20 protein-coding genes are annotated in these 17,835 nt (G+C 69.9%); 18 read left to right on the top strand and 2 right to left on the bottom strand.

Features of this window, described 5'->3' with window-relative positions; translation table 11 throughout:
• Positions 1–49: 49 nt before the first annotated feature.
• The 10 genes from secY (at position 50) to truA (ending at position 7,328) form a co-directional block, all read left to right on the top strand.
• The gene (gene secY, locus ABZ953_RS04685; RefSeq protein WP_361716649.1) at positions 50–1,363 is read left to right on the top strand and encodes a preprotein translocase subunit SecY; all 1,314 of its coding nucleotides are present in this window, start codon (positions 50–52) and stop codon (positions 1,361–1,363) included.
• Entirely contained in the window at positions 1,363–2,016 is a 654-nt protein-coding gene (locus ABZ953_RS04680; RefSeq protein ID WP_361716646.1) for an adenylate kinase, read from the top strand. The genes secY and ABZ953_RS04680 overlap by 1 nt, the downstream gene beginning before the upstream one ends.
• Before the next feature lie 118 nt (positions 2,017–2,134).
• A complete protein-coding gene (gene map, locus ABZ953_RS04675) occupies positions 2,135–2,971 on the top strand; it encodes a type I methionyl aminopeptidase (RefSeq protein WP_361716643.1) in 837 nt (278 codons plus the stop codon).
• Positions 2,972–3,147: 176 nt separating this feature from the next.
• A complete protein-coding gene (gene infA, locus ABZ953_RS04670; RefSeq protein ID WP_003948620.1) occupies positions 3,148–3,369 on the top strand; it encodes a translation initiation factor IF-1 in 222 nt (73 codons plus the stop codon).
• Between the two features lie 57 nt (positions 3,370–3,426).
• Positions 3,427–3,540 (top strand): 50S ribosomal protein L36, encoded by a 114-nt coding sequence (rpmJ, locus tag ABZ953_RS04665; RefSeq protein WP_003948619.1) that lies wholly within the window; start codon positions 3,427–3,429, stop codon positions 3,538–3,540.
• A gap of 201 nt (positions 3,541–3,741) precedes the next feature.
• Entirely contained in the window at positions 3,742–4,122 is a 381-nt protein-coding gene (rpsM, locus tag ABZ953_RS04660; RefSeq protein ID WP_030782528.1) for a 30S ribosomal protein S13, read from the top strand.
• A gap of 65 nt (positions 4,123–4,187) precedes the next feature.
• A complete protein-coding gene (gene rpsK / locus ABZ953_RS04655) occupies positions 4,188–4,592 on the top strand; it encodes a 30S ribosomal protein S11 (protein WP_003948617.1) in 405 nt (134 codons plus the stop codon).
• A gap of 114 nt (positions 4,593–4,706) precedes the next feature.
• Entirely contained in the window at positions 4,707–5,729 is a 1,023-nt protein-coding gene (locus ABZ953_RS04650) for a DNA-directed RNA polymerase subunit alpha (RefSeq protein WP_016645160.1), read from the top strand.
• A gap of 167 nt (positions 5,730–5,896) precedes the next feature.
• Positions 5,897–6,385 (top strand): 50S ribosomal protein L17, encoded by a 489-nt coding sequence (gene rplQ, locus ABZ953_RS04645; protein ID WP_361716638.1) that lies wholly within the window; start codon positions 5,897–5,899, stop codon positions 6,383–6,385.
• A gap of 88 nt (positions 6,386–6,473) precedes the next feature.
• Positions 6,474–7,328, top strand: coding sequence for a tRNA pseudouridine(38-40) synthase TruA (gene truA / locus ABZ953_RS04640; RefSeq protein ID WP_361716635.1), 855 nt, complete (start codon positions 6,474–6,476; stop codon positions 7,326–7,328).
• Positions 7,329–7,356: 28 nt separating this feature from the next.
• Here truA and ABZ953_RS04635 read toward each other — a convergent pair whose 3' ends face one another.
• Positions 7,357–8,223: a hypothetical protein gene (locus ABZ953_RS04635; RefSeq protein ID WP_361716632.1), complete on the bottom strand. Its 867-nt coding sequence runs from the start codon at positions 8,221–8,223 to the stop codon at positions 7,357–7,359.
• 73 nt (positions 8,224–8,296) lie between these two features.
• Between ABZ953_RS04635 and ABZ953_RS04630 the strand changes: the two genes are divergently transcribed.
• From ABZ953_RS04630 to glmM, 4 genes are all read left to right on the top strand, one after another.
• Complete coding sequence (locus tag ABZ953_RS04630; protein WP_361716629.1) at positions 8,297–9,523, top strand: glycosyltransferase family 87 protein; 1,227 nt, start codon at positions 8,297–8,299, stop codon at positions 9,521–9,523.
• A 211-nt stretch (positions 9,524–9,734) separates the two neighbouring features.
• The gene (gene rplM, locus ABZ953_RS04625; protein WP_361716626.1) at positions 9,735–10,178 is read left to right on the top strand and encodes a 50S ribosomal protein L13; all 444 of its coding nucleotides are present in this window, start codon (positions 9,735–9,737) and stop codon (positions 10,176–10,178) included.
• Positions 10,179–10,224: 46 nt separating this feature from the next.
• Complete coding sequence (gene rpsI, locus ABZ953_RS04620; RefSeq protein WP_361716623.1) at positions 10,225–10,746, top strand: 30S ribosomal protein S9; 522 nt, start codon at positions 10,225–10,227, stop codon at positions 10,744–10,746.
• Positions 10,747–10,903: 157 nt separating this feature from the next.
• The gene (gene glmM, locus ABZ953_RS04615; RefSeq protein WP_361716620.1) at positions 10,904–12,262 is read left to right on the top strand and encodes a phosphoglucosamine mutase; all 1,359 of its coding nucleotides are present in this window, start codon (positions 10,904–10,906) and stop codon (positions 12,260–12,262) included.
• Positions 12,263–12,317: 55 nt separating this feature from the next.
• Here the strand turns inward: glmM and coaA are convergent, their stop codons facing one another.
• Positions 12,318–13,298, bottom strand: coding sequence for a type I pantothenate kinase (gene coaA, locus ABZ953_RS04610; protein WP_361717079.1), 981 nt, complete (start codon positions 13,296–13,298; stop codon positions 12,318–12,320).
• A gap of 97 nt (positions 13,299–13,395) precedes the next feature.
• Between coaA and ABZ953_RS04605 the strand changes: the two genes are divergently transcribed.
• The 4 genes from ABZ953_RS04605 (at position 13,396) to ABZ953_RS04590 (ending at position 17,804) form a co-directional block, all read left to right on the top strand.
• On the top strand, positions 13,396–13,764 hold the full coding sequence (locus ABZ953_RS04605) for a holo-ACP synthase (RefSeq protein WP_361716617.1): 369 nt from the start codon (positions 13,396–13,398) through the stop codon (positions 13,762–13,764).
• Positions 13,765–13,802: 38 nt separating this feature from the next.
• Positions 13,803–15,251, top strand: a complete 1,449-nt coding sequence (locus tag ABZ953_RS04600; RefSeq protein WP_361716614.1) for an NAD(P)H-hydrate dehydratase — start codon at positions 13,803–13,805, stop codon at positions 15,249–15,251.
• Positions 15,252–15,344: 93 nt separating this feature from the next.
• The gene (gene alr, locus ABZ953_RS04595) at positions 15,345–16,532 is read left to right on the top strand and encodes an alanine racemase (protein ID WP_361716611.1); all 1,188 of its coding nucleotides are present in this window, start codon (positions 15,345–15,347) and stop codon (positions 16,530–16,532) included.
• 24 nt (positions 16,533–16,556) lie between these two features.
• Complete coding sequence (locus ABZ953_RS04590; RefSeq protein WP_361716608.1) at positions 16,557–17,804, top strand: alpha/beta hydrolase; 1,248 nt, start codon at positions 16,557–16,559, stop codon at positions 17,802–17,804.
• Positions 17,805–17,835: the final 31 nt, after the last annotated feature.

Here is a 17,835-nt window from a genome sequence, read left to right as displayed (position 1 = left end):
CTCAGACCACCACCTCTGGCGCACGCGCGCGGGGGTCGCAGGAGGCACCGTGCTCACCGCGTTCGCCCGGGCGTTCAAGACGCCCGACCTGCGCAAGAAGCTGCTCTTCACGCTCGGCATCATCGTGATCTACCGGGTGGGTACGCATGTGCCGATCCCCGGTGTCGACTACAAGAACGTCCAGACCTGCATCGACAACGCGAATGCGAACCAAGGTCTGTTCGGTCTCGTCAACATGTTCAGTGGTGGCGCGCTGCTGCAGATCACGATCTTCGCGCTCGGCATCATGCCGTACATCACCGCGAGCATCATTCTGCAGCTGCTGACCGTGGTGATCCCGCGACTCGAGGCCCTCAAGAAGGAGGGCCAGGCCGGCACAGCGAAGATCACGCAGTACACGCGCTATCTGACCATCGCACTCGCGATCCTGCAGGGCACCGGCCTGGTGGCCACCGCCCGCACCGGCTCCCTCTTCCAGGGCTGCCCCGTCGCCAGCGAGATCGTCCCCGATCAGTCGATCTTCGTCACCATCACGATGGTCATCACGATGACCGCCGGTACGGCCTGCGTCATGTGGCTCGGTGAGCTCATCACCGACCGCGGCATCGGCAACGGCATGTCCATCCTGATGTTCATCTCGATCGCCGCCACCTTCCCCAGCGCCCTCTGGGCGATCAAGCAGCAGGGCGACCTGGCGGGCGGCTGGATCGAGTTCGGCACCGTGATCGCGGTCGGTCTGGTCATGGTCGGTCTGGTGGTCTTCGTCGAGCAGGCGCAGCGCCGCATTCCGGTCCAGTATGCGAAGCGCATGATCGGCCGCCGGTCCTACGGCGGAACGTCGACGTACATTCCGCTGAAGGTCAATCAGGCGGGCATCATCCCTGTGATCTTCGCCTCGTCATTGCTCTACATTCCGGCCCTGGTCGCCCAGTTCGCGGGCGGCAATTCGGGATGGAAGACGTGGATCGAGGCGAACCTGACCAAGGGTGATCACCCGATTTACATCGCCACGTACTTCATCCTGATCGTCTTCTTCGCCTTCTTCTACGTCGCGATCTCCTTCAACCCCGAGGAAGTCGCCGACAACATGAAGAAGTATGGTGGCTTCATCCCGGGCATCCGGGCTGGCCGCCCGACCGCTGAGTACTTGAGTTACGTACTCAACCGGATCACGTGGCCGGGTTCGCTGTATCTGGGACTGATCGCTCTTGTGCCGACGATGGCGTTGGTGGGCTTCCAGGCAAACCAGAACTTCCCGTTCGGCGGGACGAGCATCCTCATCATCGTGGGTGTGGGTCTGGAAACCGTGAAGCAGATCGAGAGCCAGCTCCAGCAGCGCAATTACGAAGGGTTCCTCCGCTGATGCGAATCGTCCTCGTCGGGCCGCCCGGTGCGGGCAAGGGAACGCAGGCCGCGTTCCTGGCCAAGAACTTGTCGATCCCGCACATCTCCACCGGTGACCTTTTCCGTGCCAACATCAGCCAGGGCACGGAGCTGGGCAAGCGGGCGAAGGCCTACATGGACGAGGGCAACCTCGTACCCGACGAGGTCACCATCGGCATGGCGAAGGACCGCATGGCGCAGCCGGATGCCGAGAACGGCTTTCTGCTGGACGGCTTTCCGCGCAATGTGTCGCAGGCCGCGGCGCTTGACGAGGCGCTGAAGACGGACGGCCAGAAGCTCGACGCCGTCCTGGACCTCGAGGTCCCCGAGGACGAGGTCGTCAAGCGCATCGCGGGCCGCCGCATCTGCCGCAACGACTCCAGCCACGTCTTCCACGTGACGTACAGCAAGCCGAAGCAGGACGGCGTCTGCGACGTCTGCGGCGGCGAGCTCTACCAGCGCGGTGACGACAAGGAAGAGACCGTGCGCAAGCGGCTCGACGTGTACCACCGCGAGACCGAGCCGATTATCGACCACTACAAGGGCCAGGACCTGGTGGTCACGATCTCCGCGCTCGGCAAGGTGGACGAGGTCACGAAGCGCGCGATGGACGCCCTCAAGGGCAACAAGTAATTCAGTACGCTGCCTCCGGCCGCGGTGCCCCTCGGGGGACCGCGGCCGTAGTGTTGTGTACGTAGTCGGTTCGTGTACGCAGCCGGTTGTTGGACGGATGACGGAGAGCGGAAGCCCCATGGTGCAGATCAAGACCCCCGAGCAGATCGCGAAGATGCGTGAGGCGGGCCTTGTCGTCGCCGCGATCCACGCCGCGACCCGTGAGGCCGCGGTGCCCGGCGCCACCACCAAGGATCTGGACGACGTCGCCCGCAAGGTGATCGCCGAGCACGGCGCGAAGTCGAACTTCCTCGGGTACGGGGGCTTTCCCGCCACGATCTGCACCTCGGTCAACGAGGTCGTCGTCCACGGCATCCCCGACGACAAGACCGTCCTGAAGGACGGCGACATCATCTCCATCGACGCGGGCGCGATCATCGAGGGCTGGCACGGTGACGCGGCCTACACGGCGTTCGTGGGCACCGGTCACGCTCCGGAGCTCGTCGAGCTCTCCCGGGTCACCGAGGAGTCGATGTGGGCCGGCATCGCGGCGATGAAGCTGGGCAACCGGCTCATGGACATCTCGCGCGCCATCGAGACGTACATCCGCCGCCAGCCCAAGCCCGGCGGCGGCAAGTACGGCATCGTCGAGGACTACGGCGGCCACGGCATCGGCACCGAGATGCACATGGACCCGCACCTCCTGAACTACGTCGAGCGCCGCCGCGGCAAGGGCCCCAAGCTGGTCCCCGGCTTCTGCCTGGCCATCGAGCCGATGGTCTCCCTGGGCACCCCCCGCACGGAGGTCCTGGAGGACGACTGGACCGTCATCACGACGGATGGGACATGGTCCTCGCACTGGGAGCACTCCATCGCGCTGACGGAGGAGGGCCCGCTGGTGCTGACGGCCCCGGACTGCGGTAAGGCCAGGCTGGCGGAGTACGGGGTTACTGTGGCGCCGGATCCGTTGGGCTGATGTGGGGCGTCGGTGCCGGGCGGGTCGTTTGCTTAAGGATCTTGCCCGTGGGGCAGACTTTCTCGATTCGTCTTTCCGAGTGCACTGACGTAGACTGACGCGTCGGCTCTCGTGCATCCGTGTGTCTGCATTCGGTGTACGGAGTCGATCAAGGTAGTCGATTCGAAGGGCGAAGCGTGGCCAAGAAGCAAGGTGCCATCGAGATCGAAGGCACTGTCGTCGAGTCTCTCCCGAACGCCATGTTCAAGGTGGAGCTCCAGAACGGCCACCAGGTCCTGGCACACATCAGTGGCAAGATGCGCATGCACTACATCCGCATCCTCCCTGACGACCGGGTCGTGGTGGAGCTGTCTCCGTACGACCTGACGCGTGGCCGGATCGTCTACCGGTACAAGTAGATCTTGCCCGCATCCCGCTCGCGCGGGGTGGTGGCACTGACCCGGAGAACCTCACCAATGAAGGTCAAGCCGAGCGTCAAGAAGATCTGCGACAAGTGCAGGGTGATCCGCCGTCACGGCCGGGTCATGATCATCTGCGACAACCCGCGCCACAAGCAGCGCCAGGGCTGACGCACGACTGCAGTTCGCAGATTTTCGCGCGACGCACGTAAGTAGATACGCAGAACCCGTCCCTCTTCAGTTCCTTTGGTGGTGGAGGGCGGCACCCCCGGTCGGAGGCCGGGGACCCAGTACGTACCGACCCTTCACGAAGGGGACGGCGGCCGGGAGTGGTTCTGCTGAAGACCTCCGAAGAATCAACAGGAGCCATGAATGGCACGCGTTGAAGGCGTTGACCTCCCGCGCGAAAAGCGCATTGAGGTCGCCCTCACCTACGTGTTCGGCATCGGCCGCACGCTGGCCCAGCAGACGCTGGACGCCACCGAGGTGGACCGCAACACCCGTGTTCGCGACCTGACCGAGGAAGACCTCGTCAAGATCCGCGAGTACGTGGACGCCAACATCAAGACCGAGGGTGACCTCCGTCGCGAGATCCAGGCCGACATCCGCCGCAAGGTCGAGATCGGTTGCTACCAGGGTCTCCGTCACCGTCGTGGCCTGCCCGTCCGCGGTCAGCGCACCAGCACGAACGCCCGCACCCGCAAGGGCCCGCGTCGCGCCATCGCCGGTAAGAAGAAGCCGGGCAAGAAGTAGTCCTCGCTCAGCGGTCTATCGACAGCTGACGCTGCAGGACCGACCACCTCCCGTAGGAGTTATAGATGCCCCCCAAGGGTCGTCAGGGCGCTGCCAAGAAGGTGCGCCGCAAGGAAAAGAAGAACGTCGCTCACGGCCACGCGCACATCAAGAGCACGTTCAACAACACGATCGTGTCCATCACGGACCCGACCGGCAACGTGATCTCGTGGGCCTCCGCCGGCCACGTCGGCTTCAAGGGCTCGCGCAAGTCCACGCCGTTCGCCGCGCAGATGGCTGCCGAGTCGGCCGCCCGTCGCGCGCAGGAGCACGGCATGCGCAAGGTCGACGTCTTCGTCAAGGGTCCCGGCTCCGGCCGTGAGACCGCGATCCGCTCCCTCCAGGCCACCGGCCTCGAGGTCGGCTCGATCCAGGACGTGACGCCCACGCCGCACAACGGCTGCCGTCCGCCCAAGCGCCGCCGCGTCTGACGCACGGTTGTCTTAGGTTTTCGGGCGGTACGGCTCTTCGGAGGCGTGCCGCCCGTACCCTTGAAATACCTCAGGGCATCAAATAGTGGGTGCCCCTGATCGAAGGATTCCTTCATGCTTATTGCTCAGCGCCCGTCGCTGACCGAAGAGGTCGTCGACGAATTCCGCTCCCGGTTCGTGATCGAGCCGCTGGAGCCGGGCTTCGGTTACACCCTCGGCAACTCGCTGCGTCGTACGCTCCTCTCCTCGATCCCGGGTGCGGCTGTCACGTCCATCCGCATCGACGGTGTCCTGCACGAGTTCACCACCGTGCCGGGCGTCAAGGAGGACGTCACCGACCTCATCCTCAACATCAAGCAGCTCGTCGTGAGCAGTGAGCACGATGAGCCCGTCGTGATGTACCTGCGCAAGCAGGGCCCGGGTCTGGTCACCGCCGCCGACATCGCGCCCCCGGCCGGTGTCGAGGTGCATAACCCCGACCTCGTCCTCGCCACGCTCAACGGCAAGGGCAAGCTGGAGATGGAGCTGACCGTCGAGCGCGGTCGCGGCTACGTCTCCGCCGTTCAGAACAAGCAGGTCGGTCAGGAGATCGGGCGCATCCCGGTCGACTCGATCTACTCGCCGGTCCTGAAGGTCACGTACAAGGTCGAGGCCACGCGTGTCGAGCAGCGCACCGACTTCGACAAGCTGATCGTCGACGTCGAGACCAAGCAGGCCATGCGCCCGCGTGACGCCATGGCGTCCGCCGGTAAGACCCTGGTCGAGCTGTTCGGTCTGGCCCGCGAGCTCAACATCGACGCCGAGGGCATCGACATGGGCCCGTCCCCGACGGACGCCGCGCTCGCCGCCGATCTCGCCCTGCCGATCGAGGAGCTCGAGCTCACCGTTCGGTCGTACAACTGCCTCAAGCGCGAGGGCATCCACTCCGTGGGTGAGCTCGTGGCCCGCTCCGAGGCGGACCTGCTCGACATTCGCAACTTCGGTGCGAAGTCGATCGACGAGGTCAAGATGAAGCTCAACGGCATGGGTCTCGCGCTGAAGGACTCGCCTCCCGGCTTCGACCCGACCGCTGCGGCTGACGCGTTTGGCGCGGACGACGACGCGGACGCGGGCTTCGTGGAGACCGAGCAGTACTAGTCGCCTCCGGCGGGGTGGGCGGATTCTTCCGGTCGCCCCGCCGCTGCGGCTGAGCCCTTGTCCTCAAACGCCGGACGGGCTGAAAAAGACTTCCTGCGGGGCAGCCGCCCCACAGGCACTGACACCGGTACCTGATACGGCCGGTGCAGCGATGAAGGAGAAACACCATGCCGAAGCCCACCAAGGGTGCCCGTCTGGGCGGCAGCGCCGCGCACGAGAAGCTCCTGCTGGCGAACCTCGCCAAGCAGCTCTTCGAGTACGGCCGCATCACCACCACCGAGGCGAAGGCCCGTCGTCTGCGTCCCTACGCGGAGCGTCTGGTCACCAAGGCGAAGAAGGGTGACCTTCACAACCGCCGCCAGGTGCTGTCCGTCATCACCGACAAGAGCATCGTGCACACGCTCTTCACGGAGATCGGCCCGCGCTACGAGAACCGCCCCGGTGGTTACACCCGCATCACCAAGATCGGTAACCGTCGTGGCGACAACGCGCCCATGGCGATCATCGAGCTGGTGGAGGCCCTGACCGTGGCCCAGGAGGCCACCGGTGAGGCCGAGGCCGCCACGAAGCGCTCCGCCAAGGACGCCGAGGTCGCCGACGCCAAGGTCGACACCGCCAAGGCCGACGAGGCTGCCGAGGAGTCGAAGGACGCGTAAGCGTTCTTCCTCGCGCCCCTTCAAGGCGTCGCGGGTCCGTCCCCTGCGGGGGCGGGCCCGCTTTTGTGTTGTCTGAGAGGATTCACGAGTGAGTGACGAAGTGGCGCCCGGGTTCGTGCGCGTGCGTCTTGACCTTTCGTACGACGGCAAGGACTTCTCCGGCTGGGCCAAGCAGCGGCAGGGGCAGCGGACCGTCCAGGGCGAGATCGAGACGGCGCTGCGGACCGTGACGCGGTCGCAGGAGACGTACGAGCTGACTGTGGCCGGGCGGACCGACAGCGGGGTGCACGCGCGGGGGCAGGTCGCCCATGTCGATCTGCCCGAGGGGGTGTGGGCCGAGCACAGTGACAAGCTGCTGCGCAGGCTTGCCGGGCGGCTGCCGCACGACGTACGGGTGTGGAAGGTGGCCGAGGCCCCCGCCGGGTTCAACGCGCGGTTCGCGGCCGTGTGGCGGCGGTACGCGTATCGGGTCACCGACCATCCGGGTGGTGTCGACCCGCTGTTGCGCAGTCATGTGCTGTGGCACGACTGGGAGTTGGATCTCGACGCGATGAACGCCGCCGCCGAGCAGCTGATCGGGGAGCACGACTTCGCGGCCTACTGCAAGAAGCGCGAGGGCGCCACGACCATCCGTACGCTGCAGGAACTGCGGTGGGAGCGACGGCCGGACGGGATTCTCGAAGCCACCGTGCGGGCCGACGCCTTCTGCCACAACATGGTGCGGTCGCTGGTCGGCGCCATGCTGTTCGTGGGGGACGGGCACCGGCCCGTGGAGTGGCCGGGCAAGGTGCTCGCGGCGGGGGTGCGGGACTCCGCCGTGCATGTGGTGCGGCCGCACGGGCTCACGCTTGAGGAGGTCGGCTATCCCGCCGACGAACTGCTCGCGGCGCGCAGCAAAGAAGCCAGGAACAAGCGCACGCTGCCCGGGGCCGGGTGCTGCTGAGCCCCGGCCGGGCGCCCGTGGTGCGTGGCTACTGCGGGGCCTCGGCCGCGGCCGACGCCTGGGCCTCGCCCCGCTGCTGGATCCGCTGGAAGGCGAACCGGGCCAGGTCGTCGCCGACGCCATAGGCCTTGCGGTCCGTTGTCGTCACGTTCTTGCCGCTGGTGTAGCCCGTGGTGGTGAAGTACGCGTAGCGGCCGTGGGCGTTGTAGGTGCCCCGGCACACCCCCGTACGGCAGAAGGCGGGCACGCCCTTGCCGGGCAGGGCGTCGACGAGGCCCTTCTTCACCTCGTCCTTGACCTTGTCGGCGTCGGGCTTGGTGTCGAAGACGGCGACGCCGACCGTGACCGCGATGCCGTTCCTGATGTAGCTGGCCCGGATCAGGCGCGTGCAGTCGTGCTTGGCGAGGACCGAGCCGAGGGCGCTCTGCGTGACGGACGTGCACCTTGAGGTGGAGTCGGTCGCACCCTTCTTATAGATGTGCTCGCCCGACCGCAGGGACTTGCCGGGGAAGAGGCCCTCGGGGGTGAGCGGCGCCTTGTCCTTCTTGGCGCTGGCGATGAAGTCCTTGGGGTCCGGCGGGGGCGGCGGTGTGGTCGCGTCGAAGGACGGCTCGGCGTCCTTGCTCGCGCCGGGGATGTCCGCGGCCGTCGGCAGTTCGCTCGCCGGTTTGTTCGAGGTGGTGTCGCCGTCGCCGTTCGCGGAGACGACCGTGATGGCCACGGCCGCCGCGATGCCGACCGTGGCGAAGGCTCCGCCGCCGATCATCAGCCACTTGCGGCGCCGGGTGCGCGCCTCGGAGGCCTCGGCGAGTGCCGCCCAGTCGGGCGTGGGACCGCCGCCGGGTCCGCCCGTTCCACCCGGACCCCACTGAGGTCCCCCTTGCCCAAAGCTCATGGGCGGCATCTTAGACGGGGACTCCGGGATGTTGAGCGGGGCTGCATGGGGTGCCCGGCCTAGCCTGAGGCGTATGAATACGGGCAAAACGGCTGTTAGTGGGTGGTTGTCCCGGCCGGCCGAGTGGCAGGCCCGGTGGGTCCTCGGGGCGGTCCTCGTCGCCGGAGTGATCCGGGTGGGGCTCGCGGGGCCGGGCGGCGGGATGGACAACGCCATCGTGGTGCGGGCCGCCGACGCGTGGCTCGCGGGCCGGTCGCCCTACGCCGACCGGCACTTCCTCTATCTGCCGGGCGCCGTGCTCGCCGCGGTGCCGCAGGCGGTGCTGCCCGCGGACGTGGTGCGCTACCTGGTGCCCGCGGGGGTGAGCGCCGGGCTCGTCTTCGGGTGGGCGTGCGCGCTGCGGATCCATGGGGTGGCGTGGCGCAGCCGGTTCGCGGTCTACGGGCTGCTCGCGCTCGCCGTCGGCTTCGCGCCGTTCGGGCACCTCGTCCAGCTCGGCAACTGGACCGTGGCGTCGGCGGCCGCGCTGCCGCTCGCGCTGCTGCTCGTGTGTCGGGGGAGGTGGGTGGCCGCGGGCCTGGTGATCGGGGCCGCCGTCGCGGTGAAGCCGCTGCTCGTGCCGGTGGTGCTGCTCTTCGTCTTCGCGCGCCGGTGGCGGGCGCTGGGCGCCGCGGTGCTGGTACCCGCGGCGGTGTCGGCGGGGGCGGCCCTCGCCCTGCCGGACCCGGCGGGGTTCGTCACGCGGACGCTGCCGTTCCTGCTGCGGGGCGGTGACACCTTCGTACGGCTCTACGAGGCGTCGCCCGGTGCGGTCCTGCCGCGGCTCGGGGTGCCGCAGGGGGCGGCGTCACTGCTCGCCTTCGCGGCCGCGGGGGCGGGGGTGTGGTGTGCGTGGCGGCGCTGGGGGAGCGGCGGGCCGGGGGAGCCGCGGGAGTCGCGGGTGGTCGAGACGGCCGTGATGCTGATGCTGGCGGCGTTCCTGGTGTCCAGGCCGTCGTACGACCACTATCTGCTCGTCGTCGTGCCGCTGCTGCTCGCGGGGGTGCTCGTGCCGGGGGCCGCGGCCAGGGGGAAGTGGTTCTGGCTGGCGCTCGTCCCGCAGATTCCCGGGTTCACCTGGCCCTGGCTGGAACCCGGCACGCGGCGGGCCTTCAAGGACTCCGTCACCCTGTGCGTGCTGGCCTGCACGGTCGCCCGGTCCTGTCTGCGACCGACGGCGGCTGTCGTGGATGGCGCGGAACCGCCTGAGCCGGTGGAGCCGGTGGAGCCGGTGGTGCCGGTCTCCAGGTCCGCGTTTTGACCTGTACGGGGCGGCACGGGTACTCTCGTGGATTGTTATGCGTATTGGTGTCGTCGTTCTCACGCGAAGGGCCCATACGTAGGTTCCCTGGAGCAGTTACCAGTGGCTCGCATACGGGCAGCGTCCCCGGCATTGTGTGCCCCAGCTGCATGATCGCTTCCTGGGTGCCGTGTGTCTGGACCCCATCCACTGAAGAAGCGAAGGCTACGAAGTGCGTACGTACAGCCCCAAGCCCGGCGATGTGACCCGTCAGTGGCACGTCATCGACGCTCAGGACATCGTCCTGGGCCGTCTGGCGACCACCGCCGCCACCCTCCTGCGCGGCAAGCACAAGGCGATCTACGCCCCCCACGTTGACACCGGTGACTTCGTCATCATCATCAACGCGGAGAAGGTGCACCTCTCCGGCAACAAGAAGACCCAGAAGATGGCGTACCGCCACTCCGGCTACCCGGGTGGTCTGCGCTCCGTCCGTTACGACGAGCTGCTCGACAAGAACCCCGAGAAGGCAGTCGAGAAGGCCGTCAAGGGCATGCTCCCCAAGAACACCCTGGGCCGTCAGATGCTCTCGAAGCTGAAGGTCTACGCGGGCGACCAGCACCCGCACGGCGCTCAGCAGCCGGTCCCGTTCGAGATCACCCAGGTCGCGCAGTAGTTCCGGCCACCACCCCCCAAAGACGTAAGAAATTCTGAGGAGAATCGTGGCCGAGACCACCGTTGAGCAGCCGGTCGAAGAGACCGAGGTTGTTGACGTCGAGCAGTACACCACCGAGTCCGAGGTCCCCGTCGAGGGCGAGTACACCTCTGAGTCGAACGCCGCGCGCTTCGGCGACCCCCAGCCGGCCGCCGGCCTGGGCCGTCGCAAGAACGCCATCGCCCGCGTCCGGATCGTCCCGGGCACCGGCAAGTGGAAGGTCAACGGGCGCACGCTCGAGGACTACTTCCCGAACAAGGTCCACCAGCAGGAAGTCAACGAGCCCTTCAAGGTGCTCGAGCTCGACAACCGCTACGACGTCATCGCCCGCATCTCGGGTGGCGGCGTCTCCGGTCAGGCCGGTGCGCTCCGTCTCGGTGTCGCCCGTGCGCTGAACGAGGCCGACGTCGACAACAACCGCGCCGCCCTCAAGAAGGCCGGTTACCTCAAGCGTGACGACCGTGCGGTCGAGCGCAAGAAGGCCGGTCTCAAGAAGGCCCGCAAGGCCCCGCAGTACAGCAAGCGTTAATCGCTGCCTGCTCGTACTTCTCGTTCGCCCCGGCGGCACTCACCGTGCTGCCGGGGCGTTCGTCTATCAGGAACCCCTGGGGTGCTGGAACTGTCTTGGTTTCTGGGACTCTCTTCCCAGGGGTTCATGGTTTTTCTGGAACGTTCGGAGGACAGCAGTGGGACGACTCTTCGGCACGGACGGCGTGCGTGGTGTCGCCAACGCGGATCTGACGGCCGAGCTCGCGCTCGGACTCTCCGTGGCGGCGGCGCACGTACTGGCCGAGGCGGGCACTTTCGAAGGCCATCGCGCGGTGGCGGTGGTCGGGCGTGACCCGCGCGCGTCCGGGGAGTTCCTGGAGGCCGCGGTGGTCGCGGGCCTCGCGAGCGCGGGCGTGGACGTCCTGCGCGTCGGTGTGCTGCCCACCCCCGCGGTGGCTCATCTCACCGGTGCGCTGGGCGCCGACCTCGGCGTGATGCTCTCCGCCAGCCACAACGCCATGCCCGACAACGGCATCAAGTTCTTCGCCCGCGGCGGCCACAAGCTCGCCGACGACCTCGAGGACCGCATCGAGTCCGTCTACGAGGAGCACCGCACCGGTGCCCCGTGGCAGCGGCCCACCGGCTCGGGCGTCGGCCGCGTGACCTCGTACGACCAGGGCCTCGACCAGTACGTCGCCCACCTCATCGGGGTCCTTCCGAACCGCCTCGACGGGCTGAAGATCGTCCTCGACGAGGCGCACGGCGCCGCCGCCCGCGTGTCGCCGGAGGCCTTCGCGCGCGCCGGTGCCGAGGTCATCACGATCGGCGCCCAGCCCGACGGCCTGAACATCAACGACGGGTGCGGCTCGACCCACCTGGAGCTGCTCAAGGCCGCCGTCGTCGAGCACAAGGCCGACTTCGGCGTCGCGCACGACGGGGACGCCGACCGGTGCCTCGCCGTGGACCACACGGGCGCCGAGGTCGACGGGGACCAGATCCTCGCCGTGCTCGCCCTCGCCATGCGGGAGCACGGCACGCTGCGCCACGACACCGTTGTCGCCACGGTCATGTCGAACCTCGGCTTCAAGCTCGCCATGGAGGGCCAGGGGCTCGCCATGGTGCAGACCGGCGTCGGCGACCGGTATGTCCTGGAGTCGATGAAGGAGCACGGATACGCCCTCGGCGGCGAGCAGTCCGGGCACGTGATCATCCTCGACCACGCGACGACCGGTGACGGCACGCTGACCGGGCTGCTGCTCGCGGCCCGGGTCGCCGAGACCGGGCGGACGCTCAGGGAGCTGGCCGGTGTCATGGAGCGGCTTCCGCAGGTCCTGATCAACGTGCCCGACGTCGACAGGACCCGTGTGAAGACCTCGTCGGAGCTGGCGGCCGCGGTGGCCGACGCCGAGCGCGAGCTGGGCTCCACGGGGCGGGTGCTGCTGCGCCCCTCCGGGACCGAGCCGCTGGTGCGGGTGATGGTCGAGGCCGCCGACATCGAGCAGGCCAGGGCCGTGGCGGGCCGCCTCGCCGACGTGGTGAAGTCCGCGCTGGGCTAGGGCCTGGCGGCGCGCGGTGCAAGTGTGAGGGTCCTCGCGGGGTGCGCGGGGGCCCTCACAGTTTGCGCAGGCTCAGGCGCTGCACCTTGTGGTCGGCGCCCTTGCGTACGACGAGGGTGGCGCGGCTGCGGGTCGGGGCCACGTTCTCCACGAGGTTGAGCTTGTTGACGGTGCGCCAGGTGGTGCGGGCGTAGTCGAGCGCCTCCTCCTCCGACACCTGCGTGTACTTGCGGAAGTACGAGGACGGGTCCTGGAAGGCCGTCTGGCGCAGCTTCTTGAAGCGGTTCAGGTACCAGCGCTCGATGTCGTCGGCGCGGGCGTCGACGTACACGCTGAAGTCGAAGTAGTCGGCGAGGCCCACGCGGGTGCGGCCGTCCTGGCCGGGGAGCGCGGGCTGCAGGACGTTCAGGCCCTCCACGATGAGGATGTCGGGGCGGCGGACCGTGAGGCGCCGGTCCGGCACGATGTCGTAGATCAGGTGGGAGTAGACGGGCGCCGTCACCTCGTCCTTGCCCGCCTTGATGTCCGCGACGAAACGGGTGAGCGCGCGACGGTCGTACGACTCGGGGAAGCCCTTGCGGGACATCAGGCCGCGGGCCTGAAGGTCCTTGGTGGGCAGGAGGAAGCCGTCGGTCGTGACCCGCTCCACGCGGGGGTGCTCCGGCCAGCGGGAGAGCAGCGCCTGCAAGAGCCGGGCGACGGTGGACTTGCCGACCGCCACGGAACCGGCGACCCCTATGACGAAGGGCGTGCCGGACTGGGACCTCTTCTCGCCCAGGAAGGTGTTGAGGGCGCCGCGCAGCCCGTCCGTCGCGCCGACGTACAGATTCAGGAGGCGGGAGAGCGGCAGATAGATGTCGCGGACCTCGTCCAGATCGATGACGTCACCGAGGCCGCGCAGCTGCTCCACCTCCTCCGCCGTGAGCGGCAGAGGCGTCTTCTCGCGAAGCGCGCTCCACTCGGTGCGGGTGAGGTCGAGGTAGGGAGTCGCCTCCGGCTTGGGCCGGTGGGCGCTCCTGGGTGCCGTCGGTGGCACGGAGACCGAAGAGATCACAGTCCATTGTTACGGCTGGTTGAACGGGATGGGGGGTTGGACGGGGGGTGGGCTACATCACCTGTGGCACGCTGAGCCGGTGATTATTGGGGTTGGCATCGACGTCGCGGAGATCGAACGGTTCGCGGCGGCGCTGGAACGGACGCCCGGGATGGCCGAACGGCTCTTCGTGGAGAGCGAGTTGCTGCTCCCGGGCGGGGAACGCCGGGGCATCGCCTCACTGGCGGCCCGCTTCGCGGCGAAGGAGGCGCTGGCCAAGGCCCTCGGCGCGCCGAGCGGGCTCCGCTGGACGGACGCCGAGGTCTACGTCGAGGACAGCGGTCAGCCGCGGGTACGGGTGCGGGGAACGGTGGCGGAGCGGGCTTCGGCGCTGGGCGTCCGCTCGTGGCACGTGTCGCTGAGCCATGACGCGGGGGTCGCTTCGGCGGTGGTGGTGGCGGAGGGGTGATCCGCCCTCCACCGCCCCCATAGAGGCAGACTGGCCCCATGCGGACTGCGTACAGCGTGGAGAAGGTCAGGTCCAGTGAACGCGCGCTCATGGCCCAGGGGCCAGAAGGCGTACTGATGCAGCGCGCCGCCGCCGGTCTCGCCGCCGAGTGCGCGCGGCTGCTCGGCAAGGTGTACGGCAAGGTGTACGGCGCGAGAGTCGCGCTGCTCGTGGGCAGCGGGGACAACGGGGGCGACGCCCTGTACGCGGGGGCCCGCCTCGCGCGGCGCGGCGCCGGGGTCAGCGCCGTGCTCCTCGCCCCGGACCGCACGCACGCCGGGGGGCTCGCCGCGTTGCGGGCCGCCGGGGGCGTGGTGGTGGGCGCCGACGAGGATCGGGCCGAGGGCGTGGTGGCCCGCGCCGGGCTCGTGGTCGACGGGATCGTGGGGATCGGGGGCCGCGGCGGACTCCGGGAACGCGCCGCCCGGCTGGTCAGTGCCGCGCGCGATGCGACGGTCGTCGCCGTGGACCTGCCGAGCGGGGTCGACGCCGATACGGGCGAGGTGCCGGGCGACGCGGTGCGCGCCGATGTGACGGTGACCTTCGGAACGTACAAGCCGGGGCTGTTGATCGATCCGGGCCGGGAGTACGCCGGTGCCGTGCGGCTCGTCGGCATCGGGCTCGAACTCGCGGCCGACGAGGCCGAACTGGAGGCTCTGCAGTTCGCCGAGGTGGCCGGGCTGCTGCCCGTGCCGGGCGGGGAGAGTGACAAGTACCGGCGGGGCGTCGTCGGGGTCGTCGCGGGGTCCGCCCGCTATCCGGGCGCCGCCGTGCTCGCCGTGGCGGGCGCGCTGCGCGGGGGCGCGGGCGCCGTGCGGTACGTGGGGCCCGCCGCGGACGCCGTCATCGCGCGGTTCCCCGAGGTGCTGGTGTCCGCGGGCCCGCCCGCGAAGGCGGGGCGCGTACAGGCCTGGGTCGTGGGGCCCGGACTCGGCGACGACGCGGAGGGGCTGCGGGACGTGGTCGCCGCCGACGTGCCGGTGCTGATCGACGCCGACGGGCTGCGGCTCGCGGGGCAGGAGGCGGTGCGGGCGCGGCGCGCGCCCACGCTGCTCACGCCGCACGCGGGGGAGGCCGCCGCGCTGCTCGGGGTGGCGCGCGCGGAGGTCGAGGCGGGGCGGCTATCGGCCGTACGGGAGCTGGCGCGGCGGTACGGGGCGACGGCGCTCCTGAAGGGCTCCACCACCCTGGTGGCGTCGGCGCGGGGCCCCGTACGCGTCAACCCCACCGGGACCGCCTGGCTCGCCACCGCGGGCAGCGGCGACGTGCTGTCCGGGCTCGCCGGGTCCCTCCTTGCGGCGGGGCTCGGGGCGCGGGACGCGGGGTCCGTCGCCGCGTATCTGCACGGTCTTGCCGGGCGGCACGCGGCGGACGGGGCGCCCGTGAGCGCGCAGGACGTGGCCGACGCGATTCCCGCCGTGTGGCGAGAGGTCCGCAGGCCCGGCTGAGCCAGGGGTGTGGGCCGGGCCGGGACGGGCCGGGCCGGGCCGGATTCGGCGCCCGGCGGGGGCTGTCGGCGGGCTCTGAGACACTTGTCCGCGATGAACGAGACAGCCCCTTTCCGTGTCCGCGCCGAGATCGACCTCGACGCCCTCCGCGCCAACGTGCGCTCGCTGCGCGCCCACGCGCCGGACGCCGCGTTCATGGCCGTGGTGAAGGCGGACGCGTACGGACACGGGATGGTGCCCTGCGCCAGGGCCGCCCGCCAGGCGGGCGCCACCTGGATCGGCACCGCCACACCGGAGGAGGCCCTCGCCGTGCGCGCGGCGGGCGTGCCCGGCCGGATCATGTGCTGGCTGTGGACGCCGGGCGGCCCCTGGCGCGAGGGCGTCGAGGCCGACCTGGACATGGCGGTGAGCGCCCTGTGGGCGCTGCGCGAGGTGACGGCCGCCGCCCGTGCGGCGGGGCGGCCCGCCCGTATCCAGCTCAAGGCCGACACGGGCCTCGGGCGCAACGGGTGCATGCCGGCCGACTGGCCCGAGCTGGTCGCCGAGTCCCTGCGCGCCGAGGCGGCGGGCCTGGTCCGGGTCACCGGCCTCTGGTCGCACTTCGCCTGCGCCGACGAGCCGGGGCATCCGTCGGTCGCCGCGCAGCTCACGGTCTTCCGCGAGATGGTGGCGTACGCCGAGGAGCGGGGGATACGCCCCGAGGTGCGCCACATCGCCAATTCCCCCGGGATGCTCACGCTCCCGGAGGCGCACTTCGACCTCGTCCGCCCCGGCATCGCGATGTACGGCGTCTCGCCGAGCCCCGAGGTGGGCACCCCGGCGGACTTCGGGCTGCGGCCCGTCATGACGCTCACCGCCTCGCTCGCCCACGTGAAGCACGCCCCGGCGGGCCACGGCGTGAGCTACGGACATCACTACGTCACACCGGGCGAGACGACCCTCGGCCTCGTTCCGGCCGGTTACGGCGACGGCATCCCGCGGCACGCCTCCGGCACGGCCCCTGTCCTCGTCGGCGGCAAGTGGCGGACGGTCGCGGGCCGGATCGCGATGGACCAGTTCGTGGTGGACCTCGGCGGGGACGAGCCCGAAGTGGGCGCGGAGGCGGTGCTTTTCGGTCCCGGCGACCGCGGCGAGCCGACCGCCGAGGACTGGGCGCAGGCCACGGGCACCATTGCGTACGAGATCGTCACCCGCATCGGATCGCGCGTCCCGCGCGTCTATGTGGGCGAGCGGTCCGACGTGGGCGAGCGGTCCGACGTGGGCGAGCGGTCCGACGACTGACCAGGAAATGACGAGGAGCGGTACGTGAGCGAGAGCAGCACGGGGGCGGCCGCTGCGGAAGCGGTGACCGAGGCCGCGGCCGTGGCCGCGGCGGGGAGCTGGCGCCGGGCCGGAGTGGCGGGCACCGCGATAGGGGTCATCGCCGCGGGCGCGGCCGCCGGGGTCGCCATAGAGCGGCTCACCGTGGGACGCGGCATGCGCAAGAAGGCGCGGCTCGCGCTCGACGCCTCGGGGCCCTACGGCTCGCTGCGCGGCATGCCCGGCACGGCGTACGCGGACGACGGCACGGAGCTCTCGTACGAGGTCGAAGAGGTCGAGGCGGACAGCGACCAGGCCTCGCGGCGCCGCCGCCTCTTCGGCCGCAGGGCCCCCGCGCCGGTCACCGTCGTCTTCAGCCACGGCTACTGCCTGAGCCAGGACTCCTGGCACTTCCAGCGGGCCGCCCTGCGCGGTGTCGTGCGCGCCGTCTACTGGGACCAGCGCAGCCACGCCCGCTCGGGACGCGGGGCCGACCAGCTGGAGCGCAGGCTGCCGGTCTCCATCGACCAGCTCGGGCGGGACCTGAAGGCCGTCATCGACGCCGCCGCGCCCGAGGGGCCACTCGTCCTCGTCGGGCACTCCATGGGCGGCATGACGACGATGGCCCTCGCCGACCAGTTCCCCGAGCTGATCCGTGAGCGCGTCGTGGGCATCGCCCTGGTCGGCACGTCGTCGGGGCAACTCGGTGAGGTGAACTTCGGGCTCCCGGTGGCGGGGATGAACGCGGTCCGGCGGGTGCTGCCCGGCCTGCTGCGGGCGCTCGGTTCGCAGGCCGAGCTGGTGGAGCGCGGGCGCCGGGCCACCGCTGACCTCTTCGCGGGCGTCATCAAGCGGTACTCGTTCTCGCGCAGGGACGTGGACCCGGCCATAGCGCGGTTCGCGGAGCGGATGATCGAGGCGACGCCGATCGACGTGGTGGCGGAGTTCTATCCGGCGTTCGCCGAGCACGACAAGGCGGACGCGCTCAAGTACTTCGCCGAGCTGCCGGTGCTCGTGCTCGCCGGGGACAAGGACCTGGTCACGCCGAGCGAGCACAGTGAGACGATCGCCCAGCGGCTGCCCGACGCCGAACTGGTTCTCGTCCCTGACGCCGGGCATCTGGTCATGCTGGAGCACCCGGAGGTGGTCATGGACCGGCTCGCGGATCTCCTCGTGCGGGTGGGGGCCGTACCGGCGGCCGACCGTGCGGGGCGGACCGGTCGGACGGGGCGTGCGGGGCGGACGGGCGGCTGACCGTCCCGGCTCGGGCAGGGTCCGCCAGCCG

This window comes from Streptomyces sp. NPDC046465, from assembly GCF_040646035.1.
Classification (GTDB): domain Bacteria; phylum Actinomycetota; class Actinomycetes; order Streptomycetales; family Streptomycetaceae; genus Streptomyces.
Note: the sequence above shows the minus strand (reverse complement) of the source record. Positions and strands in the feature narration are given on the sequence as shown.